General features: G+C 58.8%; 19 protein-coding genes. 9 read left to right on the top strand and 10 right to left on the bottom strand.

The window, feature by feature from the left end; translation table 11 throughout:
• Nucleotides 1-46: 46 nt before the first annotated feature.
• Both ICA16_RS08570 and ICA16_RS08565 read right to left on the bottom strand, forming a co-directional pair.
• Nucleotides 47-346, bottom strand: coding sequence for a BolA family protein (locus ICA16_RS08570; protein WP_150603287.1), 300 nt, complete (start codon nucleotides 344-346; stop codon nucleotides 47-49).
• A 12-nt stretch (nucleotides 347-358) separates the two neighbouring features.
• Nucleotides 359-874: a DUF2059 domain-containing protein gene (locus ICA16_RS08565; RefSeq protein ID WP_042560377.1), complete on the bottom strand. Its 516-nt coding sequence runs from the start codon at nucleotides 872-874 to the stop codon at nucleotides 359-361.
• Nucleotides 875-1068: 194 nt separating this feature from the next.
• On the opposite strand from ICA16_RS08565, the gene ICA16_RS08560 reads away from it, so the two are divergent.
• Entirely contained in the window at nucleotides 1069-2463 is a 1395-nt protein-coding gene (locus ICA16_RS08560; RefSeq protein WP_150603285.1) for a class II fumarate hydratase, read from the top strand.
• 87 nt (nucleotides 2464-2550) lie between these two features.
• On the opposite strand, the gene ICA16_RS08555 is transcribed toward ICA16_RS08560, so the two are convergent.
• Nucleotides 2551-3504 (bottom strand): DMT family transporter, encoded by a 954-nt coding sequence (locus ICA16_RS08555; protein WP_150603284.1) that lies wholly within the window; start codon nucleotides 3502-3504, stop codon nucleotides 2551-2553.
• A gap of 213 nt (nucleotides 3505-3717) precedes the next feature.
• Between ICA16_RS08555 and ICA16_RS08550 the strand changes: the two genes are divergently transcribed.
• Complete coding sequence (locus ICA16_RS08550; RefSeq protein WP_042560379.1) at nucleotides 3718-3912, top strand: DUF6316 family protein; 195 nt, start codon at nucleotides 3718-3720, stop codon at nucleotides 3910-3912.
• A 123-nt stretch (nucleotides 3913-4035) separates the two neighbouring features.
• Here the strand turns inward: ICA16_RS08550 and ICA16_RS08545 are convergent, their stop codons facing one another.
• Nucleotides 4036-5220 (bottom strand): thiolase family protein, encoded by a 1185-nt coding sequence (locus ICA16_RS08545; protein WP_210700392.1) that lies wholly within the window; start codon nucleotides 5218-5220, stop codon nucleotides 4036-4038.
• 103 nt (nucleotides 5221-5323) lie between these two features.
• A complete protein-coding gene (gene pap / locus ICA16_RS08540; protein ID WP_150603282.1) occupies nucleotides 5324-6838 on the bottom strand; it encodes a polyphosphate:AMP phosphotransferase in 1515 nt (504 codons plus the stop codon).
• A 377-nt stretch (nucleotides 6839-7215) separates the two neighbouring features.
• Between pap and mnmC the strand changes: the two genes are divergently transcribed.
• On the top strand, nucleotides 7216-9195 hold the full coding sequence (mnmC, locus tag ICA16_RS08535) for a bifunctional tRNA (5-methylaminomethyl-2-thiouridine)(34)-methyltransferase MnmC2/FAD-dependent 5-carboxymethylaminomethyl-2-thiouridine(34) oxidoreductase MnmC1 (protein ID WP_210700391.1): 1980 nt from the start codon (nucleotides 7216-7218) through the stop codon (nucleotides 9193-9195).
• A gap of 3 nt (nucleotides 9196-9198) precedes the next feature.
• On the opposite strand, the gene ICA16_RS08530 is transcribed toward mnmC, so the two are convergent.
• Nucleotides 9199-14013: an NEL-type E3 ubiquitin ligase domain-containing protein gene (locus ICA16_RS08530; protein WP_210700390.1), complete on the bottom strand. Its 4815-nt coding sequence runs from the start codon at nucleotides 14011-14013 to the stop codon at nucleotides 9199-9201.
• Nucleotides 14014-14379: 366 nt separating this feature from the next.
• On the opposite strand from ICA16_RS08530, the gene ICA16_RS08525 reads away from it, so the two are divergent.
• The 5 genes from ICA16_RS08525 (at nucleotide 14380) to ICA16_RS08505 (ending at nucleotide 21651) form a co-directional block, all read left to right on the top strand.
• A complete protein-coding gene (locus ICA16_RS08525; RefSeq protein WP_210700389.1) occupies nucleotides 14380-16149 on the top strand; it encodes a dermonecrotic toxin domain-containing protein in 1770 nt (589 codons plus the stop codon).
• Between the two features lie 222 nt (nucleotides 16150-16371).
• Nucleotides 16372-18144 carry an N-acetylglutaminylglutamine amidotransferase gene (locus tag ICA16_RS08520; RefSeq protein WP_210700388.1) on the top strand — a complete coding sequence of 591 codons (1773 nt, stop codon included), beginning with the start codon at nucleotides 16372-16374 and terminating at the stop codon, nucleotides 18142-18144.
• Nucleotides 18145-18147: 3 nt separating this feature from the next.
• Entirely contained in the window at nucleotides 18148-19896 is a 1749-nt protein-coding gene (ngg, locus tag ICA16_RS08515) for an N-acetylglutaminylglutamine synthetase (RefSeq protein WP_210700387.1), read from the top strand.
• Nucleotides 19897-20063: 167 nt separating this feature from the next.
• The gene (locus ICA16_RS08510; protein ID WP_150596250.1) at nucleotides 20064-21254 is read left to right on the top strand and encodes an osmoprotectant NAGGN system M42 family peptidase; all 1191 of its coding nucleotides are present in this window, start codon (nucleotides 20064-20066) and stop codon (nucleotides 21252-21254) included.
• A gap of 169 nt (nucleotides 21255-21423) precedes the next feature.
• Complete coding sequence (locus tag ICA16_RS08505) at nucleotides 21424-21651, top strand: YheU family protein (protein WP_003236706.1); 228 nt, start codon at nucleotides 21424-21426, stop codon at nucleotides 21649-21651.
• Nucleotides 21652-21655: 4 nt separating this feature from the next.
• Here the strand turns inward: ICA16_RS08505 and csrA are convergent, their stop codons facing one another.
• The 3 genes from csrA to ICA16_RS08490 all read right to left on the bottom strand — a co-directional run bounded on the left by csrA (nucleotide 21656) and on the right by ICA16_RS08490 (nucleotide 23201).
• Nucleotides 21656-21841: a carbon storage regulator CsrA gene (gene csrA, locus ICA16_RS08500; RefSeq protein WP_150605426.1), complete on the bottom strand. Its 186-nt coding sequence runs from the start codon at nucleotides 21839-21841 to the stop codon at nucleotides 21656-21658.
• Nucleotides 21842-21989: 148 nt separating this feature from the next.
• Nucleotides 21990-22322 carry a YnfA family protein gene (locus ICA16_RS08495; RefSeq protein ID WP_003226957.1) on the bottom strand — a complete coding sequence of 111 codons (333 nt, stop codon included), beginning with the start codon at nucleotides 22320-22322 and terminating at the stop codon, nucleotides 21990-21992.
• Between the two features lie 63 nt (nucleotides 22323-22385).
• A complete protein-coding gene (locus ICA16_RS08490) occupies nucleotides 22386-23201 on the bottom strand; it encodes an SDR family oxidoreductase (protein ID WP_150615990.1) in 816 nt (271 codons plus the stop codon).
• Between the two features lie 322 nt (nucleotides 23202-23523).
• On the opposite strand from ICA16_RS08490, the gene ICA16_RS08485 reads away from it, so the two are divergent.
• Nucleotides 23524-23682 (top strand): DUF3309 family protein, encoded by a 159-nt coding sequence (locus ICA16_RS08485; RefSeq protein WP_191626519.1) that lies wholly within the window; start codon nucleotides 23524-23526, stop codon nucleotides 23680-23682.
• 71 nt (nucleotides 23683-23753) lie between these two features.
• Here ICA16_RS08485 and ICA16_RS08480 read toward each other — a convergent pair whose 3' ends face one another.
• Nucleotides 23754-25847, bottom strand: coding sequence for an LTA synthase family protein (locus tag ICA16_RS08480; RefSeq protein ID WP_150605424.1), 2094 nt, complete (start codon nucleotides 25845-25847; stop codon nucleotides 23754-23756).
• Nucleotides 25848-26050 lie beyond the last annotated feature (203 nt).

The following is a 26050-nucleotide window of genomic DNA, read 5'->3' as shown; positions in this document are numbered from 1 at the left end:
CTCGCCACAAAAGCTCCCACACCACAAAAAGCCCGTTACATACAAATCAGTGCTTGCTACCGCCGGCACAGGTCGGCGACGCGGGGGCGGCGCCGGTCTCTGCCCATTCCTGCGGGGTGTAAGTGTGCAGCGCCAACGCATGGAACTCGCCCATCAGCTCGCCGAGCGTGCCGTAGACTTTCTGGTGGCGCTTGACCCGGTTCAGCCCTTCGAACTGCGCGCTGACTACCACGGCCTTGTAGTGAGTCTGTAACCCACGACTGTGCATATGGCTTTCATCCAGCACCTGCAGATGTTCAGGCTGAAGCAGCGCCAGCGTCGATTCAATGCGTTGTTGCATGGTCATCACGAACTCCGCTTACTTCTTCTTGGCCGCAGGAGCTGCAGGGGCCAGCTCTTTGGTCATGTCTTCCAGCAGCTTGTTGACCACCGGCACGGCGCTTTCCAGCTTGGCCTGAGTCATCTGGGCCGATTGCTGAGTCAGCTGCGGCATTTTTTCCAGGACTTTCTTGCCCAGTGGCGACTTGTAGAACGCGACGAGGTCCTTGAGCTCGGACTCGCTGAAGTTGGTGGTGTAGAGCTTGACCATGTCCGGCTTGAGCTTGTTCCAGCCGATGGCCTGGTCCAGCGCAGCGTTAGCCTTGGCCTGATAGGTTTCCAGCACGGCTTTCTTGGCTTCCGGGGCTTTGGTCTGCTCAAAACGCTGGGCAAACATTTGCTGTACTTGCATGTACACCGGGGTGCCCAGTTTGTCAGCGTGCGCCAGGGTCAGGAAAGCTTCGGCACTGGCGTTGTGGCTGGCGGTATCGGCGAGGGCCTGGCCGCTGGCGCAAACCAGGGCTACTGCGGTACAGATGGCACGAAGACGAGTCATCGAGTTTCCTTTTCAGCTAGGCGAGGTAAAACCCCAAGGGCGCCCATTCTGCGCCTAACATTCATCGCGGCTCAACCCCCCAAGCCTTGCCGCGCTTGATTGGCGGGGTTTTACCGGTCAACAATCGATTCGAGGGAACCACCTGGGCCGACACCGGCCTAAACTGCGCAAACAGACCAACAGGAGTGTGCACGATGAGCCGTATCGAAACCGACAGCCTGGGCCAGATCGAGGTCCCGGACGACGCATACTGGGGTGCTCAGACGCAACGCTCGCTGATCAACTTCGCCATTGGTCAGGAACGCATGCCGCTGCCGGTACTGCACGCCCTGGCCCTGATCAAGAAAGCCGCCGCGCGGGTCAACGACCGCAACGGTGATCTGCCCGCCGATATTGCCCGCTTGATCGAGCAGGCTGCCGACGAAGTCCTCGACGGCCAGCACGACGACCAGTTCCCGCTGGTGGTCTGGCAGACCGGCAGCGGCACCCAAAGCAACATGAACGTCAACGAAGTGATCGCCGGTCGCGCCAACGAACTGGCCGGCAATCCACGCGGCGGCAAGACCCCGGTCCACCCGAACGATCACGTCAATCGCTCGCAAAGCTCCAACGACTGCTTCCCCACTGCCATGAGCATCGCCACGGTCAAAGCCGTGCAAGAGCATTTGCTGCCATCGATTGCCGAGCTGTCAGGTGGCTTGGCTGAATTGGCCGCGCGGCACATGAAACTGGTGAAAACCGGCCGCACGCACATGATGGACGCGACGCCGATCACCTTCGGTCAGGAGTTGTCGGGCTTCATAGCGCAACTGGATTACGCCGAGCGCGCGATCCGCGCGGCACTGCCGGCGGTGTGTGAGCTGGCGCAGGGTGGTACCGCCGTCGGCACCGGGTTGAATTCGCCGCACGGCTTTGGCGAGGCAATCGCGGCGGAGCTCGCTGCGCTGTCCGGCCTGCCCTTCGTCACCGCGCCAAACAAATTTGCTGCGCTGGCCGGTCATGAACCGCTGACCAGTCTGTCCGGCGCACTGAAAACCCTCGCCGTGGCCCTGATGAAAATCGCCAACGACTTGCGTTTGCTTGGCTCCGGCCCACGCGCAGGTTTCGCTGAAGTGCGCTTGCCGGCCAACGAGCCGGGTAGCTCGATCATGCCCGGCAAGGTCAATCCGACCCAGTGTGAAGCGCTGTCGATGCTCGCCTGTCAGGTGCTGGGCAATGACGTGTCGATCGGCATTGCCGCGAGCCAGGGCCATTTGCAGTTGAACGTGTTCAAACCGGTGATCATCCACAACCTGCTGCAATCGATCCGCTTGCTGGGTGACGGTTGCAGCAACTTCCAGCAGCACTGCATCGCAGGACTCGAGCCGGATGCGCAGGTCATGGCCCAGCACTTGGAGCGCGGTTTGATGCTGGTGACGGCATTGAACCCGCACATCGGTTATGACAAATCGGCGGAAATCGCCAAGAAGGCTTACAGCGAAGGGCTGACCTTGCGCGAAGCGGCGCTGGAGTTGGGCTATCTGACGGATGAAGAGTTTGATGCGTGGGTGCGGCCGGAGAACATGATCGAGGCTGGCGCCAAAGGCTAGAAGCAAAAAGATCGCAGCCTTCGGCAGCTCCTACAGGGGAACGCATTCCAACTGTAGGAGCTGCCGCAGGCTGCGATCTTTTGACCTTCAAGCCATCCGCAGGCGCCGTGCCTTGAGCCCGGCAAGCAACGAAGGCCCCAACGCCACCAGCGCCGAACCCAGCACCACCAGCACCGCCCCGCCATACCCCAGCGCATTGATTTGCTCGGCATGCACGTATTCCGGCCAGATCCTGGCCGCAATCGCCACCGCCACGAATGTCACCAGCGGCGTGATCGCCAGCGTCGCACTGACACGCGAGGCCTCCCAATGTGCCAGCGCTTCGGCAAACGCGCCGTAGGCAATCAGCGTGTTCATGCAGCACGCCAGCAGCAGCCAGCCCTGCACCGGGCTCAACTCAAGCGCTTCGAGCGGATGCACCCACGGTGTCAGCAACAACGCGCAAAACAGGTAAATCACCATCATTACCTGCAGCGAATTCCACACCGTCAGCAACTGCTTCTGGCCCAGCGCATAGAACGTCCAGACCGTCGACGCCAACAAAACCAGCAACACGCCTGCGGTGTAATCCGACAGCGACGTCAGCAACTCCGCCAGTCGCTGATTGAAAAACAGCCCGAAACCGATCAGCAATACCGCCAGACCCACGCCCTGACCAATGCTGAAACGCTCTTTGAACACAAACAGACTGGCGATCAGCAACATGATCGGGCCCATCTGCACCACCAGTTGCGCCGTGCCGGGGCTGAGCAGGTTAAGACCCATCAGGTACAGCACATAGTTGCCGACCAGCCCGAGCACCGCCATCAGCACCAGCCAGCCGCCCTTGGGCCCGAGCACCTTGCGGCTCGGCAAGCGTTTGACCGCGGCCAGATAAATGAACAGGCAGCCGCCGGACACCAGCAGACGAAACCAGGTCACCGTGACCGGGTCCATCACCAGCAACACCTGTTTGAGTTTGATCGGCAGGATGCCCCACAGAAATGCGGTCAGCAGCGCCAGGAACAAACCGTAAACCCAGCGACCGGATGAAATGTGCATGTGAACCCCAAAGCCTGCTGACTAGAGCGCTCATTCTAGGCTTCGCGCCTGATGCAACACAGGGACAGTTAGGGTCGGGCCGCTAATGAAACTGTGCAGGTCGCAGCATTAAATTGACGCAACGCCGTTGATCGGCTGGTCAGGCGGGCCAAGTGGTTCAGGCATAAGCTCATTCGATCCAGCCCAAGCGCTGCATCAGCAGGGAGATCGATCATGTTAGGCATGCGCGCCCAAGACCCCGCCCCCGCCACGCACTTTCGCAGTGACCGAGTGTGTCGGGTCAATGGCGAACTGTTTTTCAGCACCCGGGAAAATACCCTTGAGGGGCCGTTTGACAGCCATGAGAAGGCTGAGCAGGAGATCAAGGCTTACATCGCGCGGATGCAACTTCAGGATTCCAACCGCTAATCCGAACAGGACCCTGTGTAGGAGCATTCGAGTGAAACGAGGCTGCGATCTTTCGATTCTGGCTTTATTAGAGCAAGATCAAAAGATCGCAGCGTGCCGCAACTCCTACAGGGGTGCGGTGAGTCAGCGCACCGCCTCAAACAACCCCGTCGCCCCCATCCCGCCGCCCACGCACATGGTGACGATGCCGTAACGCAAGTTACGCCGCTGCAACTCCCGCACCAGATGCCCGACCTGCCGCGACCCGGTCATGCCGAACGGGTGACCGATGGAAATCGAGCCGCCATTGACGTTGTATTTGTCGTTATCGATCTCCAGCCGATCACGGCTGTACAAGCACTGCGAGGCAAACGCCTCATTCAGTTCCCACAAATCGATGTCAGCCACCTGCAAGCCCTTGGCCTTGAGCAGTTTCGGCACCGAGAACACCGGGCCGATGCCCATCTCGTCCGGCTCGCAACCGGCCACGGTGAAACCACGGAAAAACGCTTTCGGCTTGAGCCCCAGTTGCAGCGCCTTTTCCAGGCTCATCACCAGCGTCATCGACGCGCCGTCGGACAGTTGCGAGGAGTTGCCCGCCGTCACCGAACCGTCCTCGGCGAATACTGGTTTAAGCCCGGCGAGGCTTTCATAAGTAGTGTCCAGACGGTTGCAGTCGTCACGCTCGACGACGCCATCGAGGATCTGCACCTCGCCCGTGTTCTTGTCCTCAACGCGATACTTCACCGCCATCGGCACGATTTCATCGTCGAACAAACCGGCGGCCTGGGCTTGCGCGGTGCGCAGCTGACTTTGCAGGGCGTAGCGATCCTGGACTTCACGGCTGACACCATAACGACGCGCAACCACTTCGGCGGTCTGGCCCATCGTGTAATAGATGCCCGGGGTTTGCTGCTTGAGCAGCGGGTTGATCAGGTGATCGGTGTTGACGCTTTTCATCGTCAGGCTGATCGATTCGACGCCGCCCGCGACGATGATGTCGCTGCAGCCAGAAGCGATCTGGTTGGCGGCAATCGCAATGGCCTGCAAGCCTGAGGAACAGAAACGATTGAGGGTCATGCCGGCGGTGCCGGTGCCCAGACGCGAAAGCACCGCGACGTTGCGACCGATGTTGTAGCCCTGCGCGCCTTCGTTGGAGCCGGCACCGACGATGCAATCCTCGACACTGGCCGGGTCGATGTCATTGCGCTCAAGCAGCGCGTTGACGCAATGAGCCGCCATGTCATCGGGACGGGTCTGGTTGAACTTGCCGCGAAAGGATTTGGCCAGGCCGGTCCGTACGCTGTCGACGATCACCACTTCACGCATGGCATACCTCATTGTTGTTGTCGGTTGAGAGTGGACCTGAGCATAAGTCCACCCGATTACCGACCGCGACAATCATTCACCCCGCGTATGCGTGCCCATCGTTTCAGTCCTTGTGTTTTTTCGCTTTCTTGTCGGATTTCTCGAAGGCTTCTTCCAACGCAAGGTTGATCGTGCGCAACACTTTGACCCGCGCCCAGCGCTTGTCATTGGCCTCGATCAATGTCCACGGTGAGATCTCGGTGCTGGTGCGATCAACCATGTCGCCCACTGCGGTGCGATAGGCGTCCCACTTGTCGCGGTTGCGCCAGTCGTCTTCGGTAATTTTGAAACGCTTGAAGGGGATTTCCTCACGTTCCTGGAAACGCTCCATTTGCGTGTCCTTGTCGATCGCCAACCAGAACTTGACCACGATCACTCCCGCATCGGCGAGCTGCTCTTCGAAGTCGTTGATCTCGCTGTAGGCGCGCAACCAGTCAGCCGGCGGGCAGAAACCTTCGATGCGCTCCACCAAAACCCGGCCGTACCACGAACGGTCGAACACGGTGAACTTGCCCCGCGCCGGCAGATGCCGCCAGAAACGCCACAGATACGGTTGCGCGCGCTCCTCTTCGGTCGGCGCGGCAATCGGTACGATGCTGTACTGGCGCGGATCGAGTGCCGCCGCCACCCGGCGAATCGCCCCGCCCTTACCCGCCGCATCGTTACCTTCAAACACCGCCACCAAGGCGTGGCGGCGCATGCGCTTGTCACGCATCAACCCGGACAGCCGTGCCTGCTCGGTGATCAATTGTTCTTCGTAGTCTTTCTTGTCCAGTTGTTGGCTCAGGTCGAGGCAGTCGAGCAGGTTCAATTGATCGACCGCAGTGCCCAGCGGCGCGGCGCTGACTTCGTGAGGATGAACGTCCGGACGCTTCAGAGCCGCTTGCAAACCTTCAAGGAGAATCTTGCCCACCGCCAGGCTGCGATAGTTGGCATCCACGCCTTCGATAACGTGCCACGGCGCATAGTCGCGGCTGGTGCGGCGCAACACACGCTCGCCGTATTTGACGAACTTGTCGTAGGTTTGCGATTGCTGCCAGTCCAGCGGGCTGATGCGCCAGCTGTGCAGCGGATCGTCAGCGAGGGCCTTGAGCCGCGCCTTCATTTGTTTTTTGGACAGGTGAAACCAGAACTTGAAAATCAGCGCGCCTTCATCACAGAGCATCTTTTCCAGACGCTCGGCGCCGGCGATCGCCTGATCCAGCCGCGGGTCCTTGAACAAACCATGAACCCGGCCCTGAAGCATCTGGCTGTACCAGTTGCCGAAGAAAATCCCCATCCGCCCCTTGGCCGGCAGCATCCGCCAGTAGCGCCACGCCGGTGGACGCGCCAGCTCTTCATCGGTCTGCTGGTCGAAGGTGCGCACCTCGATCAGTCGCGGGTCCATCCACTCGTTGAGCAACTTGACCGTCTCGCCCTTGCCCGCACCTTCGATGCCGTTGATCAAAACGATCACCGGGAAACGCTTTTGCTGCTGCAATTCGAACTGGGCTTCGAGCAGTGCTTCACGCAGCGCAGGGACGGCAGCCTCGTAGGTATCTTTGTCGATGGCATGACCGATTTCAGCGGATTCAAACATAGGACGGCTCCTTCCAGAATTCAGCAAGACTAGCGGATTGGGCACGGCTACAGGGCACAAATTCCCGAGGATCACACACAGATACTTTTGTGAATAAGAAACCTGTGGCGAGGGGATTTATCCCCGATGGGCTGCGAAGCGGCCCCAAACCCGGCACATGTGGTTTGACTGAATTAACCGGGTTGAATGGTTTGGGTACTGCTTCGCAGCCCATCGGGGATAAATCCCCTCGCCACAGGGATCTCCGCCACATAAATCCTTATATCCAGTCCTGAACCATCGATTGTCCGTGAGCTGTCCACCCTGCACTTTGCCATGGATCAAGCGCCCTGCTCCTGATCGGCTAGAATGGCCGCCTTGTCGTTGCCGAGCCTGCCATGAAACCTGTATCGCCCCACGCCCAACTCGACTGGGATGACCACGGACGTCCGCGTTCGCGGGAGTTCGATGACGTGTATTTTTCCGATCAGTCGGGGCTCGATGAAACCCGTTATGTGTTCCTTGAACAGAACCGTCTGGCCGAGCGTTTTGCCGCGTTGCCGGCAGGTGGACGGCTGGTCATCGGCGAAACCGGATTTGGCACCGGGTTGAATTTTCTCTGCGCCTGGCAAGTGTTCGAACAACACGCCGTGGCGGGTGCGCAGTTGCATTTTGTCAGCGTCGAAAAGTACCCGTTGAGCCCGGCGGATCTGCACCGCGCTTTGGCGTTGTGGCCGGAACTCAAGCCGCTCGCCGATCAGTTGTTGAAGCATTACGTGGCCATTCATCAAGGCTTCCAGCGCATCACGCTGGCCAATGGTCGCGTCACCCTGACACTGCTGATCGGCGATGCCCTTGAGCAATTGCCGCAGCTCGATGCCCAGATCGATGCGTGGTTTCTCGACGGCTTCGCTCCGGCAAGAAACCCCGACATGTGGACTGCCGAACTGTTCGCCGAACTGGCACGTCTGGCGGCGCCCGGCTCGACCATCAGCACCTTCACCAGCACCGGTTGGGTGCGGCGCTTGCTCAATGCCGCCGGGTTCAAGATGAAGCGCACGCCGGGCATCGGCCACAAATGGGAAATCCTGCGGGGTGAGTTCCTCGGCTGGCCCGAAGGCGTTGCGCCGCCCGCCGCCGAGAAACCCTGGTTCGCGCGCCCGGCCCCCTTGACCGGTGAACGGCGAGCGCTGGTGATCGGCGCCGGTCTGGCCGGCTGTGCCACGGCGGCCAGCCTCGCGTCACGCGGTTGGCAGGTGAGTTTGCTGGAGCGTCACGCTGGCGTTGCGCAAGAAGCCTCGGGCAATCCGCAGGGTGTGCTGTATTTGAAACTGTCTGCCCATGGCACGGCGCTGTCGCAACTGATCGTCAGTGGTTTCGGCTACACCCGACGCCTGCTTGAAACCCTGCAACGCGGCACCGACTGGGACAATTGCGGCGTGCTGCAACTGGCGTTCAATGCCAAGGAAGCCGAACGCCACGCGCAGTTGGCTGCAGCGTTCCCGGAAGATCTGTTGCAGTGGCTCGAACAGCCCGAGGCGCAAACCCGCGCCGGTGTCGGTCTGGCCCATGGCGGTTTGTACTACCCCGAAGGTGGTTGGGTGCACCCGCCCGCGTTGTGCCAGGCACAAGCGACGCACCCGAATATCAAATTGCTCAGCCATCAGGAGGCTGTCGAACTGCGCAGGGTCGATGATCAGTGGCAAGCCTTCGACGGTGACCATCTGCTCGCCAGCGCGCCGGTCGTGGTGCTGGCCGGCGCTGCCGAGATCAAGCGTTTCGCCCAAAGTGCCGAGCTACCGCTCAAGCGCATTCGCGGTCAGATCACTCGCTTGGCGCAGACAGTGCAAAGCCAGGCGTTGGCCACCGTGGTCTGCGCCGAAGGTTACGTTGCGCCCGCGCGATTGGGCGAACACACCCTCGGTGCCAGCTTCGATTTCAATAGCGATGACCTGACCCCGACCACCGCCGAACACCAGGGCAATCTGGCGATGCTCGAAGAGATCTCAAGCGACCTCGTCGCCCGTCTGCACATAGCCGATCAGAATGTCGAAGACCTTCAGGGCCGCGCGGCTTTTCGCTGTACCAGTCCCGACTATCTGCCGATTGTCGGCCCCCTCGCCGATCGCGAAGCCTTCACTCAAGCCTATGCAGCGCTGAGCAAGGATGCCCGACAAGTGCCGGACATCCCCTGCCCCTGGCTCGACGGTTTATACGTCAACAGCGGCCACGGTTCGCGCGGGCTGATCACCGCTCCGCTGTCCGGCGAATTGCTCGCCGCCTGGCTCAACAACGAACCGTTGCCCGTGCCGCGCAGCGTCGCCGAGGCCTGTCATCCGAACCGCTTCGTGTTACGCCAGTTGATTCGTGGCAAGTAACCCTTACACATCGGTCATCGCACAGATGCCCAGATCCACCCTGCGCATCGCTTCGTCGGTCAGTTGCTTGATCACCGCATCCTCGGCTTGCTCCTGTTGGAGCTGGATGGCTTCCATCTGGTTGCGGTAGTCGGCAGAACTCAATGAACTCGCCTTTTCGTACAACTCGTTCATCCGTGGCGGGTAAGTTGCGTCGATGCTGGCGAATTTCTGGCGCTGACTACGCTTGAGGTGGTCGCGCCAAAACGCCTGTTGCATCACGAATGCCTGCAGCTGAGGCGTCAGTTCTGCGGTAATGACCGAAGTTTTCGCCGCCGCCAGATCGGCTGTTGTCACTCCGGCGAGCGCGGCATAGCGCATGTGCTGCGGCTGGTTGGGCAGGCTCAGTTCATTGACCAATCCGGTGCGATAGGCGAGCCCCACCTCCAGCGGATCGACCCCGGGGTTTTTCTTGATATGCGCCTGGGCAATCTCGTCAAGTTGAGCCAGCCGAAACAGGCCGCGCCCAAGCTCGAGCAACCGCTCAGGGTTATCCGCCGCCCGGCTGACCTCCACGACGATTTCCACATCACTGAAATTCATCGCCGCGGTGTCCGTGCAGTTGATCGGCGAAGCGGCCACGTCCATTACCTGCGCGGACAACTGCGCATCCGGCTCGGCGGCCTCAAGTACCCGCCACACACGTCGATGCATGTCCTCTTTGACCCTCTCGGAGTCGGCGGTATCGCCCAGCTCCGAGAGCAAATGGAACAAGCCATCGGCCCTTTGATCATCCTTGAATGCCGTCCAGATCCGGTTGCGTCGCTCCCATTCCTGGCCGGCCTTATCGGTGAACCACAACGAACGTGCCTGGTATTCGTCCATACGGGCAATGTCGTTCTCCAGATAGCCCATGCCGATGCCGACGTTGTTGCGATAGTCGGCCAGATGCGTCTGGCTGACGAGTGACAAAGGGTTACCGCGCAGATTGAGCGTACGACTGAAACGCTTGCCGGTCTTGAACAACCAGTCCGGCAAGTCCTTGATTTCATTGTTACGCAGATCCACCCAGTCCAGATGCGGCAAGCGTTGCAGCCCCAGGGGCAACTCGGTGGCGTGGGTATCGTTCAGACAAAGCGTGCGCAGATCAGCCAGTTTTTCGACTTTGAGGGTCGCACCCAGCGGATTCTTGTCCAGAATCAAGGTGCGTAATGTGCGCAAGTTGCCCAACTTCGACAGGGTTTGTTCGGTCAACTTGATGCGGTTGCGCGCCAGACTCAAATGCGTGAGCCTGGGCATTTGCGACAGCACCTCCGGCATGCGGGTCAGTTGATTGCCGTCGAGTTCCAGCGACACCACCTGCTTGAATGACTTGAGGAAATACGCAAGGTCATCGCCCTGCGCCATGTTCTTCAGCGACAAATGTTCGATATGGTCAAAGTTGAGCCCTGGCGGCAGCGTGGGTAACTTACCCCCCTGTAACCCGTCAAGATTGAGTGTGCAGACAAGCCTGCCGCTTTCATTCTTCTCCATGAACAGTCGCCGGAAGCTGTCTTCGATCTGCTCTGCCATCATCGTGCGGCTCTGTTGCACCTCGCGCACGTCGCCACCCAACGCCTTGATGGCCGCGTCATCGCCGTCCCATGCCTCCAGCACGTCACGCAGTTGCTCCAGATTACGGCGCAACGTTTTCACCCGGATCGCGCGGGTCAACGGGTCGGCACCCAGGTCGTCGATGAATTCGCTGGCCTGCACCTCGCTCAAGAGCGGGTAAAGTTTTCTGACCTTGCGCAGCAACGCAAGCGGATGCAGCGACGCTGTCGCCGGCGGGTTGGCCTGCATACACGCAGGCTCATTGACCCGCGGATCCAGCTTGCCGTCTGCCAATACCTGCGCGCAGGTCTCACGATTATCGAGCGCAACGTCCAGCAATTTGCCGCGCAGCCGCGCACTGTCGGCGTCCACCGGGTCGGAGAAACCGGCGGCAATGCGTTGGCGTGGTGGCAGCGCTTTGAGAATGGCGGCGTACAGGCTATCAGGGCCGGGGGCAACGCGGCCGAGGGATTGACCGTCACCGGCAAATGCTTCGTAGCCATCGCCGGACTTGACCAGCGTACAAGTGTGCAAAGGTGTCGCTGCCTCGTCGCCGATGGCTTCCAGCACCGGCCCGGTCAACGTTTTGTCGCGCACCGTCAGGCGCAGTCGCGCGTCCCAGCCACTCAGCCGAGGCAACAACTGGATTGCCAGTTTTTCATTGTCGGCGTTGGCGATCTGCGGCACGTGAAACCCGCTCAGCGCGCGATCCACCCGCACTGTGGCAATGGCCCTTTGAACCTTCTGCCCCAGGCGCAAAGGCACTCGCCCGGTCGAGCGCAAATGCACTCGCTCGATACTCGGCGCCTGATCAATCAAGCGCTGGGCATAACGCGCCGGAATGTCGGCGAATACCTGGCGCAATTTTTTCACCTCGTCAGCATCACTCTGGTCGTAGCGCTGGTACATCCGCTCGAACACCCCACGCCGATCAGCGTTGAATGTCGCCCCCAGCTTCCTGGCCAAGGCCTGTCTCTGGTTGCCGGCACTGACCTTGGCCCCAAGCAATGTTTCGACCTCTTTCGGGTACAGGCCATCGATCACCGTCTGCAATAACTGCCCCTCTTCCAGCTGTTCCTGGCCGACCACCACACTGAGGGTCTCGTCATGCGCTACGTTGGCGGGATAGGTCGCCGTGATCCCACCCTCCGCATCGGTGATTTCCAAATAACGGTCAGTGGGCCAGCCTGGCGTTTGCGGCAAACCCTGCAATTGTTCTGGCAACGGCTGGGCTGCGTGTGTTTCACCGCTCGCAAGCTCGCGGATCAACTTATCCAGCTGCCGTTCGATCCGCATGCGTTGTACGGTGTCGCGCAAGCGAGCGGACAGCGCGAGATTATCGTTGTAGGTGCGATTCAACTCGTCATGAGTGGCACCGCCGAGCCGCCGGATCACGTCCAGATCCTTGTCGCCGAACTCGCACAAACCTGGATCAATACGTTTGAGTGTGTAAGGTGCGCTGTTCCATTCTTCGGCATCTTCAGCCGGAAGGCGCCAGCCCCCTTCAACGTGTTGGTCCAGCCTGGGCGTATAGGCCTGAGTACGTGCGGGATGTTCGAGGTGCCAACGGCGGGCGGCCGCATCATATGTCCCGGAAAAGATCCGGTGATCAACACAGCCAACGCTTTTGTCTCGGACTTGATACAACTGCACGGAGTCGTCCGCCACTGTGAACCCTGGTGGCAGGCGATGCTCGTAAGCCGTGAGATCAGGCTTCCATAGACGCGATTTTCCGGCGGGGTTGAGAATCGCGGTGAACTCACTGAAAAACTCCGGGTGGGCACGAACCAGTTTGCGCCCCAATGCTCCAACCACCTTCTGCCCCGCAGCAAACACGCCCATCAGCGCAATGTTTTCCGCCACGCTTAGCAGATGTGACAGTGCCTCCTGCTGATCGCCCCGCTGCCAGTCCTCGTAACCTTCATACACTTCGCCAAGGATTTGCCCGACAGCGACGCCCATCATCAACTGCCCTACGACCGGAACGAAAAATCCCGCCACCGTCGCCACCGTCACACCCAGCTCGATAAAGTCGAGCAGGCGCTTGCGTCGCACATCCTCATCGATCTCTGCCGTCGGTACGGCGAGTTTGCAGGCGTCGATCTGCAACTTGCCGAGGTGACTTTGCACCATGAACTCGAACAGCGGCACGGTGATTGACAACTGTTTGATGTGTCCAAGGTCTGCGGTCTTCTTGAGGGCTTTGAAGAAGTCCGCCTTGTCATCTTCGTCAATGCTGTCGGCCAGATAATCCTTGTAGCTTTGCGTACGCAGACTCTGCGCCAGGTATTGCTTGAACGCGGTGAAACTCTGGTATTCGTACAAAGGTCTTTGCGGCTCTGCGGCCATGTACACCACGCACTTTTCGTCTGGGTACAACTCGAAAGAGCGCTGAGAAAACACCACGACGCCCCAGATGCAACTGTCGAGGACCTCAATGCCTTGCATGATCCAGGGACGCTTCCGGTAATGCAGGGTTTTCGCCGATACCACCCCGTCCGCGGCAATCAGTCTTTGCATCATCTGCGAGCCTGCTGGCGTGATGTGCTGCCTGAGCCCGGCCAGGTGCATATCCAGGTGCAGCAGGTGTTTTTTCATTGTTGCGATGTCCCGCGTTACCGGGCTGGTGGCCACCACCTTGCCTGCAGCGTCGCTGAGGCCGAACACCTCCTGAAAATGTTCCTGGTAGCGTTTGCCCAGATCCAGTTCGCGACAGAACTTTGCAAACGACGCCGGAGTCAACCCGGCCACGCCGGCAGGCGCACTGGCCACACGCACCAGGCTGCCGACGGGGTAATCGTTGGTCTCTTCGTCTTTGCTGAAATTCTGCATCGCCGCTTGCAGCAACGTCTGCGTGGCGTGGGGGAAAGTCTGAATACCCTCCTTGTCGGTAGCGCTCGGTGGGCAGCCACACTCGGCTCCCGGCAGACTCAGCAGGTCTTTTTCAACATCAAAAACGGCTGTCCACCTGGAATTCAGCGCCTTGATCAGTTGGCTTTTGCAGAAGGTGTGCAACGGTTTCAGCTTGCTCAGTTCCTTATCGACTGCCAACTGAGCGGCGTGCAGGTCGCGGGCCGTTTGATCGAGTGCGACCAGAGTTGCGGCCGAACTTTTGAGCAGTATGTCGGGCAGGCTTTTTTGCAGCGCTTCGGCGCTGTCCAGATCGCCCGTGCTTTCCAGTAGCACGCCAAGAACTTCGTTACTCGTTGGTGGCTGAGGGTTGACCTGGTTTTGTGTAGTGAGCATCGGCAATATTCCTTTATTGCAGGTTTGAGTTACAACCATATCGATACCAGACAAAATAAAAAACATAAAACCGGATATATTTAACCAATAGCAGACCGAGCACATTTGAAAAATAATTGTGCAATACATACGTATATCAATAATTCAAAATCCCGCTGAACTCACCCGCAAAACCATTAAATAATGGCGTTATTCTTTCACAAAGAAAGCACCTAACATGACGCTGCCTTGCGGAAACAGACTGCGGCCCGCCGGACAAGACTTTCAAAACCCGCAAACTCCGGGCAACAAACTATTGTTGTTGGCGTTTATCTATCCAGCCTACACGCGCAAGACAACTTCAACCCATTAGACGGAACAACTTACATGACACTATTCAACTGGACAATTACCAACTGCTTCCCGCCCATGGGAAATACTACTTCCAGAAAAAACCGGTACAAAGCGCTGCTTGTGGAAGAATTCATGTCCACAAAGATGAAAAATTTCGACACGTCACACAACACCAGGATTGATGAATACCGTACGGCACTGGAAGAAGCATTTGTGCTTCAGTGCACACTCGAAGGGTCGCTTTCTACACTCGAGACACCCGTCGTCTTCTGCAAGCGAAAGCTCCGCGAGGCATTGCGAAAAAAATCCACAGCCCGGTTCAGGCCCAAGGACAAAATCAAGCTCAAACCCAATACCGCCGTAGAGGATGCCGGACACAGCATTACCCTGCTACAGGCTGCCATGTTGAACTTTACCGGTGCCGAAATCGCACCGGATTACTACTCTAGCGACAGCGGCGTCTCATCCAGTGCGCAGGGTTCGCCTGACGAATCTCCAAACGAGAAAATCACCGCGCAGGCATTTGCCGAACTGAGCCGCAGTCTTGATATGGGCAGCGAATACCAAAAAATGCTCAAGGACAAATTTGATACTCCAGACGCCCGCGAAAATGCCGTGAAACTGGCCATACTCAATATGAGAGTGGCGGCATACAGCAAGTTCTTCAGCGGTGAAATCAATGAAGAAACCTGGTTAACAATAAAAAAACTGACAGACAGAAAAGTCGACATTGTTAACGGTAGCGAACTCAAGAGCGAGCCGATTGTTTTTCACGCCGTGAGCCTTTTAGACAAGTACGTGGCGAATGCCGTAGCGCTGTTAGTTCGCGGAAAAACCCCTTCGACAAGCCAATACATCATATATGTACCCGATGACAGCGGGCCTGGCTTCCATGTGTACGACACCCCGGTGGAGTATCTCTCCAAGATGGATCACCAACTAAGACACGGCACACCACTGGCCAACTTCCTGGCGTCCCGAATGAGCCTGGTCGACCAAGCAACTTTCCTGAATGAGCTAAAGACATTTGACGAAAAAAAAGACACACAGAATGAGGATGTGGATCTGGCTGAAAAAAAACTTCCTGGGGGCGGATTATCCGGCAAGGACCGGGTAGCGTTCATTCCATTAAAGGAAAAAGGCCTGTTCGCCTATATTTCCACTCTGAATCTGAATACGTTTATATCCGACAGCAAACGAATTGCCGTTCCCGTAAACGAAGTCAACCAACCCATCCATGCCGACCGTCGCGCAAATTGTCATTCACATTCACGCCCAACGGTGTCCGAAAAGATCACCTATTCCTTCCGCACACGCCAGCGGTCGGCTCCAGTGGATTCTCTGTTGAACGAACTGTTTACAGGGGTAGAGAACTGGACGATTGAAGAAAAGCAACGGCAAGTGTGCCAATTACTGGAACTGAGGAAGCTGCTTAATCAGAAGAACACGCCCTCTATCAACAGCGATATTCAAACCCGGTTCATCGATTACTTCAAAGATTTCGAGCTGGTAAAAAACTCAAGGTCTGAAAATAAAAGTCTTCTTCTACTGTGGAAACGCGACCTGTCGGGTTACCAACAATCTGCGCTTGTGGCAAATCGACTGAAAAACTCAGGCAAACCCTCTAGCAATAATGACCAGACTTTAGACCTTAACGGCAACTACTACATTTGGATCAAGGACAGTGCCTATAAGGTTCAGCACACCTCCCAAGGTTGGCGAGTTATTCACCCGCTCGATAAAAGCGCATTCAGACCGCCCGTAATGTACTCGACAACCAGCGGATGGCATTTGCCACAGTAAGCGTAGGCCGCTACAGGCAGGCGAAACTCAAAACAGACAATCACCTGCGCCGGATGACAAACGTTTAGGGGCCTGAGCTGCGCCCGGCAGTCGCCGTACTGGCAGCCTTATAACTTATCGTTCTAAAACTCCATTTACCGGGGCGGGTCAGTTTCTGAGTACCCGCCCTTTTGGCGAGGTAGCGTTTGACCCCTCCCCAACGGAAAAACCGGTAAGGATTTTATGTGTGGATTAGCTGGCGAGTTACGTTTTGATCAACAACCTGCAGACCTTGCAGCCATTGAAAGAATCACCCACCACCTGGCCCCTCGCGGCCCTGACGCGTGGGGTTTCCATGCCCAAGGGCCGATTGCCTTGGGCCATCGTCGCCTGAAAATCATGGACCTGTCGGACGGCTCGGCGCAGCCGATGATCGACAGTCAACTGGGCTTGTCCCTGGCCTTCAACGGCGCGATCTACAACTTCCCGGAGCTACGTGCCGAACTCGAAGCGCTGGGTTACGCCTTCTATTCCGGTGGCGACACTGAAGTGTTGCTCAAGGGCTACCACGCCTGGGGCGAAGCACTGCTGCCGAAACTCAACGGCATGTTTGCCTTCGCCATTTGGGAACGCGATGCACAGCGTCTGTTTATCGCCCGTGACCGCCTCGGCGTGAAGCCGCTGTACCTGTCGCGCACTGGCCAGCGCCTGCGTTTCGCCTCTGCACTGCCGGCGCTGCTCAAGGGTGGCGACATCAACCCGATCCTCGATCCGGTGGCGCTCAACCATTACCTGAACTTCCACGCCGTTGTACCGGCGCCGCGCACATTGTTGGCGGGCATTGAAAAACTGCCGCCAGCGACCTGGATGCGCGTTGAAGCCGATGGCACCACCGAGCAGAAAACCTGGTGGACCCTGCCCTACGGCCCCCGCGAAGACGAGAAAAACCTCAACCTCGAAGACTGGGTCGACCGCGTGCTCGACAGCACCCGCGAAGCCGTGGCGATTCGTCAACGTGCGGCGGTGGATGTCGGTGTGTTGCTGTCCGGCGGCGTCGATTCGAGCATGCTTGTAGGCCTGCTGCGTGAAGTCGGTGTGGAAAACCTGTCGACCTTCTCTATCGGTTTTCAGGATGCCGGTGGCGAGCGCGGTGACGAGTTCCAGTATTCCGACCTGATCGCCAAGCACTACGGCACCCAGCATCACCAACTGCGCATCGACGAGAAAGAGATCATCGAGCAACTGCCCGCCGCGTTCCGCGCGATGAGCGAGCCGATGGTCAGCCACGACTGCATCGCCTTCTATCTGCTATCCCGCGAAGTGGCCAAACACTGCAAGGTTGTGCAGAGCGGTCAGGGTGCCGACGAGTTGTTCGCCGGTTACCACTGGTATCCGCAGGTGGATGGCGCTACCGATCCTTATGCGGCGTATCGCGACGCGTTTTTTGACCGCAGCTACGACGACTACGCCGCCACTGTGCAACCGAAATGGCTGACCGCCAATGACGCTGCCGGCGACTTCGTCAAAGAACATTTCGCCCAGCCCGGTGCTGACGCCGCAGTGGACAAAGCCCTGCGTCTGGACAGCACGGTGATGCTGGTCGACGACCCGGTCAAACGCGTCGACAACATGACCATGGCCTGGGGTCTGGAAGCGCGCACGCCGTTCCTCGACTATCGACTGGTTGAACTCTCGGCCCGTGTGCCAGGCAAGTTCAAGCTGCCCGATGGCGGCAAGCAAGTGCTGAAGGAAGCTGCGCGACGAGTCATTCCAAGTGAAGTGATCGACCGCAAGAAAGGCTACTTCCCGGTGCCCGGCCTCAAGCATTTGCAAGGCGACACATTGAGTTGGGTGCGCGAATTGCTGCTCGATCCAAGTCAGGATCGCGGCCTGTTCAACCCGGCCATGCTCGACAAATTGCTGACTGACCCGCAAGGCCAACTGACCCCATTGCGCGGCTCGAAGCTGTGGCAACTGGCAGCCCTGAACCTGTGGCTCAGTGAACAAGGAATCTGATTGATGAAACCCCACGCCACAGCCATCAACCAACGCCTGCTACGCGGCCAGACACCGTCGTATGAACGATTACAGGCGCGTCTGGCTGAAGACGGCAGCGAACTCAACACCACCCCGATTGCCGTGCATTGCGGCTGGGGCCGGTTGCTGATCGGTCACACGTTTCCCGACCCTGGATCATTGGCCCAGGAACTGCTCAACGAGCAGCCGGGCGAGCGTGATATCGCCCTGTACGTCGCCGCGCCGCAGCAGATTCTCGGCCTCGAACCGACACAGTTGTTCCTCGACCCGTCCGACACTCTGCGCTTGTGGTTCAGCGACTATCGTCCGGCCACTCGCGTGTTTCGTGGCTTTCGCATTCGTCGTGCGCAAAGCGAAGCGGACTGGCAGGCGATCAATCAGCTGTACCAGGCGCGCGGCATGTTGCCGATCGATCCCGCGCTGCTGACCCCGCGTCATGAGGGCGGCCCGGTGTACTGGCTGGCTGAGGACGAGGACAGCGGCGCGGTGATCGGCAGCGTCATGGGCCTCAATCATCGCAAGGCGTTCAACGATCCGGAAAACGGCAGCAGCCTCTGGTGCCTGGCAGTTGATCCACAGTGCTCGCGGCCCGGAGTCGGCGAAGTGCTGGTGCGGCACTTGATCGAGCACTTCATGAGTCGCGGCTTGAGCTACCTGGATCTGTCGGTACTGCACGACAACCGTCAGGCGAAAAACCTCTACGCCAAACTCGGTTTCCGCAACCTGTCGACCTTCGCGATCAAGCGCAAGAACGGCATCAACCAGACACTGTTCCTCGGTCCGGGACCGGAAGCCGATTTCAATCCCTACGCGCGGATCATCGTCGAAGAAGCCCATCGGCGTGGCATTGATGTGCAAGTGGATGACGCCGACGCCGGCCTGTTCACGCTCAGTCACGGCGGGCGCCGCGTACGCTGCCGCGAATCGCTGAGCGACCTGACCAGCGCGATCAGCATGAGCCTGTGTCAGGACAAAAGCCTGACCCACAAAGTGCTAAAAGGCGCCGGACTGAAATTGCCGTCGCAGCAACTGGCGGGCAATGCCGACGACAATTTAGAGTTCCTCGATGAGCATCAGCGGGTGGTGGTCAAACCGCTCGACGGCGAGCAGGGTCAGGGCGTTGCCGTGGATTTGCAGAGCATCGAAGAGGTGCAGCAGGCCATCGAAACAGCGAAGCAGTTTGACAGCCGAGTGCTGCTGGAGAGCTTTCACGAAGGACTGGATCTGCGGATTCTGGTGATCGGTTTTGAAGTGGTGGCGGCAGCAATCCGTCGACCGGCCGAAGTGATCGGCGACGGTCAGCATTCGATTGGCGCGCTGATCGAAGCCCAGAGCCGACGCCGGCAAGCGGCCACGGGCGGCGAAAGCAAAATCCCGCTGGACCATGAAACCCAGCGCACGCTGCATGCGGCGGGGTTCGACTACAGCAGCATCTTGCCGGCCGGCGAGCATTTGTTCGTAAGGCGTACGGCGAACCTGCACACCGGCGGCACACTGGAAGACGTTACGGCAATTCTGCATCCGACGCTGGTCGATGCGGCTGTGCGTGCGGCACGGGCGCTGGACATCCCGATGGTCGGCCTCGATCTGATGGTGCCGGCGGCGGATCAGCCGGAATACGTGTTTATCGAAGCCAACGAACGGGCCGGTCTCGCCAACCATGAGCCGCAGCCGACGGCTGAACGCTTTGTGGATTTGTTGTTTCCGCACAGTCAGCCGGTTGTTTCTTGATTGCTTGGTTGCAGGACTGACGCCCTCGCTGGCAAGCCAGCTCCCACAGGTTCCCAGGTGCACACAAAACATGTGGGAGCTGGCTTGCCAGCGATGAGGCCCGATCAGGCAATACAAATTCTTTTCTCATCGAAACCATCGATGTGCTCAACCCATCAGGAGTTTCCATGACCCTCCAAACCCCCGAACCGGATCTCAACTATCTGCAAAAAGTCCTGCTGGAAATGCTCGCCATTCCCAGCCCCACCGGGTTTACCGACACCATCGTGCGCTATGTTGCCGAACGTCTGGAAGAACTCGGCATTCCGTTTGAGATGACCCGACGCGGCACCATTCGCGCGACGCTCAAGGGTAAAAAGAACAGCCCCGATCGCGCCGTTTCCGCGCACCTGGACACCATCGGTGCTGCCGTGCGGGCGGTGAAAGACAACGGTCGCCTGACGCTCGCACCGGTCGGCTGCTGGTCGAGCCGTTTTGCCGAGGGCAGTCGCGTCAGCCTGTTCACCGATAACGGTGTGATTCGCGGCAGCGTGTTACCGCTGATGGCCTCCGGGCATGCGTTCAACACTGCCGTGGATGAGATGCCGATCAGTTGGGATCACGTCGAATTGCGCCTGGATGCCTACTGCGCAACCCGGGCCGATTGCGAGTCGCTGGGCATTAACGTCGGTGACGTGGTGGCGTTCGATCCATTGCCGGAATTTACCGAAAGCGGCCATATCAGCGCCCGTCACCTTGATGACAAGGCGGGTGTTGCCGCGCTGCTGGCAGCACTCAAAGCCATCGTCGACAGCGGTCAGGAACTGATGATCGACTGTCATCCGCTGTTCACCATCACCGAGGAAACCGGCAGCGGTGCAGCGGCGGCATTACCGTGGGACGTCAGTGAATTTGTCGGCATCGACATCGCGCCGGTCGCGCCGGGCCAGCACTCCAGCGAGCACGCGGTGAGTGTGGCGATGCAGGATTCCGGCGGGCCGTACGACTATCACCTGTCGCGGCACTTGCTGCGCCTGGCCAGTGAAAACGAGCTGCCGGTGCGCCGTGATCTGTTCCGCTATTACTTCAGCGACGCGCATTCGGCGGTAACCGCCGGCCACGACATCCGCACCGCCCTGCTCGCCTTTGGCTGCGATGCAACTCACGGCTATGAGCGCACGCACATCGACAGTCTGGCAGCGCTGAGCCGCTTGCTCGGGGCGTATATCCTGAGCCCACCGGTATTCGCCAGCGACGCGGCACCGGCGAATGCTTCGCTGGATCGCTTCAGTCATCAGATCGAGCACGACACGCAAATGGAAAGCGATACACGGGTGCCGCCGGTGGACAGTCTGGTGGGGCAGCGTTCAGATAGCTGATTTTTTATTGACTGGACTATGGCTATCGCGAGCAGGCTCACTCCTACAGGGGAACGCATTCCAATGTAGGAGTGAGCCTGCTCGCGATGCGGCCGTATCAGGCAACACAAAACTGGCAGGTAACCCGCAATCGCCGTAGCATCCCGACATTGATTTAGCCGAGGTGCCCATGCTCATTCCTTACGACGCTCTTGAAGTCGACACCCTCACCCGCCTGATCGAAGATTTCGTGACCCGCGACGGCACCGACAACGGCGACGACACGCCGCTGGAAACCCGCGTACTGCGTGTGCGTCAGGCGCTGACCAAGGGCCAGGCATTGATTGTTTTTGATCCCGACAGCGAGCAGTGCCAGTTGATGCTCAAGCACGACGTGCCCAAGCATCTGTTTGACTGAAACCTCAACGGGCCTTTTCCAGGGCCTGTTTGCGCTGGATCCGTTCATAGACTTCCGCGCGATGCACATTGACCTTCTTGGGTGCCTCGACGCCAAAGCGCACACTTGCACCGTTCACTGACAGAACGCGCAGGGTGATGTCGTCACCAATTGAAATCAACTCACCAACGACACGGCTGAGTACAAGCATGAGATTCGTCCTTCAGGGTTAGCGAGCAATGAAGATGCGCGGCTTGCGGCGCCGGTTCAATGCAGCGCGGACAAATCAGTAATGCCCTACAACCCTTCAGCGCGCCGCCCTTCAGACGTTTCCCGCAAATGGTTAAACAGCCTTTATCTCAAGCGGCAGAAAAGCGCGGCCCGAACAGAATCACGCTGGCACCGATCACGCACAGTGCCACGCCGATCCAGTCCGACCCCAATGGCCGAACCCGCTCGACTACAGCCAGCCAGCCAATAGACGCCACGATGTAAATCCCGCCGTAAGCGGCATAGGCACGCCCGGCGTAGGCCGCTTCAACACGCGTCAACAACAGAGCAAACAACGTCAGGCTGAGCAGCGCCGGGATTACCCACAGCGCACTTTTGCCCTGACGCAGCCACATGAAGAAGGCGAAACAACCGGCGATTTCAAATAATGCCGCGAGGAAGAACCACAAGTAATTGAGCATCAGCGCGTCTCGACAGGGTGACCATTGCGGCCACCCTAACGACGGTGCGTGCTACGGACAAGATCAACCGTTGTTTTGTTTGGCCTTGGCGCGCATTTTCTCGGCCATGGAGGTCATCTCGTTGTAGAGCAGTTGCGGATTCTTCTGTTTGATCGCCCATGCCATGCGCCCTTGTTCGTGGGGCAAGATCATGAATTCGCCGGCCGCTACTTGCTGATAGATGTAGTCGGCGATGTCCGCTGCGCTGATCGGCGAACTTTCCAGCAACTTGCCGACCTGAGCTTTCATCGCCGGGGTCGGGCCACGGAACGAGTCGAGCAAGTTGGTCTGGAAGAACGACGGGCAGACCACATGCACGCCGACTTCCTGTTGCGCCAGTTCAATCAACAGGCTTTCCGACAATGCCACCACACCCGCCTTGGCGACGTTGTAGTTGCTCATGGCCGGGCCTTGCATCAACGCCGCCATGGAGGCGATATTGATGATCTTGCCTTTGCTTTGCTCAAGCAGTGGCAGGAACGCTTTGCAGCCCTTGACCACGCCCATCAGGTTGATCGCTATCTGCCAGTCCCAGTCTTCCAGCGACAGTTCGCTGAAGAACCCGCCCGAAGCAACACCGGCGTTGTTGACGATGATATCGATACCGCCAAGTTTCTCTTCGCAAGCCTGGGCGAACGCGGTGAGCTGGCTGTAATCACGCACATCGCAGCGCTGGATAAAACCGTCGCCGCCGGCCTCGCGGACCAGTTTCAAGGTTTCCTGCAGACCGGGTTCGCTGACGTCGGACAAGGCCAGTCGCCAGCCTTCACGCGCCCAGCGCAGCGCGATTTCGCGACCCAGGCCTGAGCCTGCGCCAGTGATCATCATGCGATTTTGCATAGCAGACAGCCTTGTTGTTCCGGGAAAGATTCGCCGAGTGTAGCGAAGGAACGGTGTCCACCCACGCTCCATCAAGTTGCTGAATGCAAGATCAAAAGATCGCAGCCTTCGGCAGCTCATACATGGATCGGTGTAGAAGCTGCCGAAGGCTGCGATCTTTTGATCTTAGGCTTCAAAGGAAATAAGCAAGCAATCCAAATAACTTAAAAAAACATTGAATTTTCTTTCATTCAGACCGGTCGGAATTTGTAAGCCGTCTGGAATTACTTAGTCTCCAGTCGCCCTAGAACACCAAGACTTCTCGAACGCTATCAACAAGGAAATCGCCATGGGCACAATTCTTATCATTATCCTGATCCTGTTGCTGATCGGCGGTCTGCCGGTCTTCCCGCACTCCAGAAGTTGGGGTTATGGTCCATCGGGCATTATCGGCGTGGTGTTGGTCGTGCTGCTGGTGCTGCTGTTACTCGGTCGGATATAACGATTCAAGCGTAAAAAAAAAGAGGCCCTTTTCAGGGCCTCTTTTTTATTGTGCGGATCTTTGCAGCTGGATCAGTCCGGCTTGCCGTGGATTACACCGGCGGTGTTGTCCATCAGACTCTTGGTCGCCGTTTGCAGGAACGCTTCGAGTTTGAGTTTCAACTCGGCAGTGCGCGGTGCATTCGGCACGACCTGGGCACCTGGATTGGCACCCAACTGGTAATTCCAGATCTTCGGCCCCATATCCTTGTCTCTCGGCAGCACGAGGATCTGGTCAGCGGTAACGATCGCGGTGGTCTGCTCGCTGCCCGACGGCTTGATCACACCGAAACCGGTGTCGCCTTCCGGCAGATCGAGCAAGTCCCGACCCCAGCATTGATGACGCACTTCGCCACCGAGGCGACCCATGATGGTCGGCACGATGTCGATCTGCGTGCCCACGGTGTGGTCACGCGTACCAAACTTCTCCTGGATGCCCGGTGCGATCATCAGCATCGGCACGTTGAAGCGACCCAGATCCATTTCGGTGATCTGGCGCTCGTTGCCGAAACCGTGGTCACCGACGATGACGAACAGGGTTTCCTTGAAGTACGGCTCTTTGCGCGCCTTCTCCATGAACTGGCCTAGCGCCCAGTCGGAGTAACGCATGGCGGTCAAGTGCTCGTTCAGCGAGCCTCGGTCGGTCACGCGCTCAACCGGCAATGGCGTCGGCAAGGCGTACGGCGTGTGGTTGGACAGGGTTTGCAGCAGCGCGTAGAACGGTTTGCCGTTTTCCCGCGCCTTGAGCTCCTGCAGGCCACGGTCGAACATGTCCTGATCGGACACGCCCCACGTCGGATCGGAGAACACCGGGTTGACGAAGTCGTTACGGCCAACGAAGTTGGTCATGCCCTGGTTGCTGAAGAAGCCCGACTGGTTGTCCCAGGCAAAGTCGCCGTTGTAGACGTAGACATCGTCGTAGTCACGGGCACTGAGCAACTGCGGCAGGCCAGACAGCTTGTGACTGCCTTCCGGGGTCTGCATCAGGTATTCGAAACCCGGCAGGTTCGGGAAGCAGGCCATGGTCGCGAACATGCCCTGGTGGGTGTGCGTGCCGTTGGAGAAGAAGCGGTCGAACAGCAGACCTTCCTTCGACAGCTTGTCCAGATACGGCGTGATGTTGCCCGGTGCACCCAATGCGCCGACCGAGTGACCGGCCATGCTTTCCATCAGGATCACGACGACGTTCTTGATCGGCAGGGTCTTGTCGGCGAGCGGCGTGTAGTCGCGGCGCACGGCGGCGATGTCGGCATCGACCAGTTTGTCTTGCGGCATCACCAGCATGTCGCGGACGATTTGCTGCGCTTGCTCTTGCGGCAGCGTGGCTTTCCAGATGTTGTCGCGGTCCTCGCCCATGCGCGACTTGGCGGCAGCGATCAGCGACAGCGTGCCGTTAAGGCCGAGCTGGTTGGCGAAGTTGGAGTCGGTGGTGTACACGTCGCCCCAGCGCATTGGCGGGCCTTGACGCAGGGTGCCGCGCGCAGCGACCACGCAGATCAGCAGACAAACCACGAACACCGCAAGACGGGTGTACCACGGCGCCACCTGACGGGAGCTGACAGTGCCGCCGCTGAAAGGTCCGCGTGGACGCGTGGCACGGTCGGCGCCTTTGAACGCCAGCGTCAGAATCACCGTGCCGATGACCCACGCCAACAGATAGCGCACCACGGGGAAACCGTACCAGAGCATGCTCATCACGGTTTTCGGGTCTTCCTTCACGTACTGGAACACCAGGCCGTTGAGGCGCTGGTGGAACTCACGGTAGAAGTCCATCTCCATCAGACCGAGGAACAGCGCGATGCTCGACGCAACGGTCAGCCACAACCGGAAGAAGCCGCGCGCCGCCATGGCCCGGGCGCTGAACAGTGCCAGCACCAGCGGAATGCTCAGATAAACCACCAGGCGCAGGTCGAAACGCAAGCCGTTGGCGAACGCTTCGAGGAACGTTGCAGCCGGGGTGTCGAGGATCATCTCGCGGTTGTAGACCAGCAGCGCGAGGCGCAGCACGGAAAACATCACCATCATGACCAGCGCACAAAGCAGCGTGTAGGCCAGATGCGATTTGACGGTCGGTTGCAGCAGGCGACTGGAAGATCGCTGCTGATTCAGGGCGTCCGGGTTTGCCATGTCGTTTTAGGACCCATTGGAAGTTGAAGTTGCAAAAATACAGCGGCGCCATGCCCTCTATTGGTCACTCCAGACCCCGGGGCGTGCGCAGTGCGCAGTGCGCAAATGTTGCACGATCACCGGCACCATTGCCATTGATTAGTGCCCTGTCGCCAGACGCATTCATTTGATGCATCGGCCACGGGAACGCTTGGAAATAGCGC

The sequence above is a fragment of the Pseudomonas anatoliensis genome (assembly GCF_017976235.1).
GTDB classification, from domain to species: domain Bacteria; phylum Pseudomonadota; class Gammaproteobacteria; order Pseudomonadales; family Pseudomonadaceae; genus Aquipseudomonas; species Aquipseudomonas anatoliensis.
Note: the sequence above shows the minus strand (reverse complement) of the source record. Positions and strands in the feature narration are given on the sequence as shown.

Bases quoted from the DNA above. Each gene is read 5' to 3' on its own strand.
- ICA16_RS08570 (WP_150603287.1), bottom strand. From the start codon at position 346: ATGACCATGCAACAACGCATTGAATCGACGCTGGCGCTGCTTCAGCCT.
- ICA16_RS08565 (WP_042560377.1), bottom strand. From the start codon at position 874: ATGACTCGTCTTCGTGCCATCTGTACCGCAGTAGCCCTGGTTTGCGCC.
- ICA16_RS08560 (WP_150603285.1), top strand. From the start codon at position 1,069: ATGAGCCGTATCGAAACCGACAGCCTGGGCCAGATCGAGGTCCCGGAC.
- ICA16_RS08555 (WP_150603284.1), bottom strand. From the start codon at position 3,504: ATGCACATTTCATCCGGTCGCTGGGTTTACGGTTTGTTCCTGGCGCTG.
- ICA16_RS08550 (WP_042560379.1), top strand. From the start codon at position 3,718: ATGTTAGGCATGCGCGCCCAAGACCCCGCCCCCGCCACGCACTTTCGC.
- ICA16_RS08545 (WP_210700392.1), bottom strand. From the start codon at position 5,220: ATGCGTGAAGTGGTGATCGTCGACAGCGTACGGACCGGCCTGGCCAAA.
- pap (WP_150603282.1), bottom strand. From the start codon at position 6,838: ATGTTTGAATCCGCTGAAATCGGTCATGCCATCGACAAAGATACCTAC.
- mnmC (WP_210700391.1), top strand. From the start codon at position 7,216: ATGAAACCTGTATCGCCCCACGCCCAACTCGACTGGGATGACCACGGA.
- ICA16_RS08530 (WP_210700390.1), bottom strand. From the start codon at position 14,013: ATGCTCACTACACAAAACCAGGTCAACCCTCAGCCACCAACGAGTAAC.
- ICA16_RS08525 (WP_210700389.1), top strand. From the start codon at position 14,380: ATGACACTATTCAACTGGACAATTACCAACTGCTTCCCGCCCATGGGA.
- ICA16_RS08520 (WP_210700388.1), top strand. From the start codon at position 16,372: ATGTGTGGATTAGCTGGCGAGTTACGTTTTGATCAACAACCTGCAGAC.
- ngg (WP_210700387.1), top strand. From the start codon at position 18,148: ATGAAACCCCACGCCACAGCCATCAACCAACGCCTGCTACGCGGCCAG.
- ICA16_RS08510 (WP_150596250.1), top strand. From the start codon at position 20,064: ATGACCCTCCAAACCCCCGAACCGGATCTCAACTATCTGCAAAAAGTC.
- ICA16_RS08505 (WP_003236706.1), top strand. From the start codon at position 21,424: ATGCTCATTCCTTACGACGCTCTTGAAGTCGACACCCTCACCCGCCTG.
- csrA (WP_150605426.1), bottom strand. From the start codon at position 21,841: ATGCTTGTACTCAGCCGTGTCGTTGGTGAGTTGATTTCAATTGGTGAC.
- ICA16_RS08495 (WP_003226957.1), bottom strand. From the start codon at position 22,322: ATGCTCAATTACTTGTGGTTCTTCCTCGCGGCATTATTTGAAATCGCC.
- ICA16_RS08490 (WP_150615990.1), bottom strand. From the start codon at position 23,201: ATGCAAAATCGCATGATGATCACTGGCGCAGGCTCAGGCCTGGGTCGC.
- ICA16_RS08480 (WP_150605424.1), bottom strand. From the start codon at position 25,847: ATGGCAAACCCGGACGCCCTGAATCAGCAGCGATCTTCCAGTCGCCTG.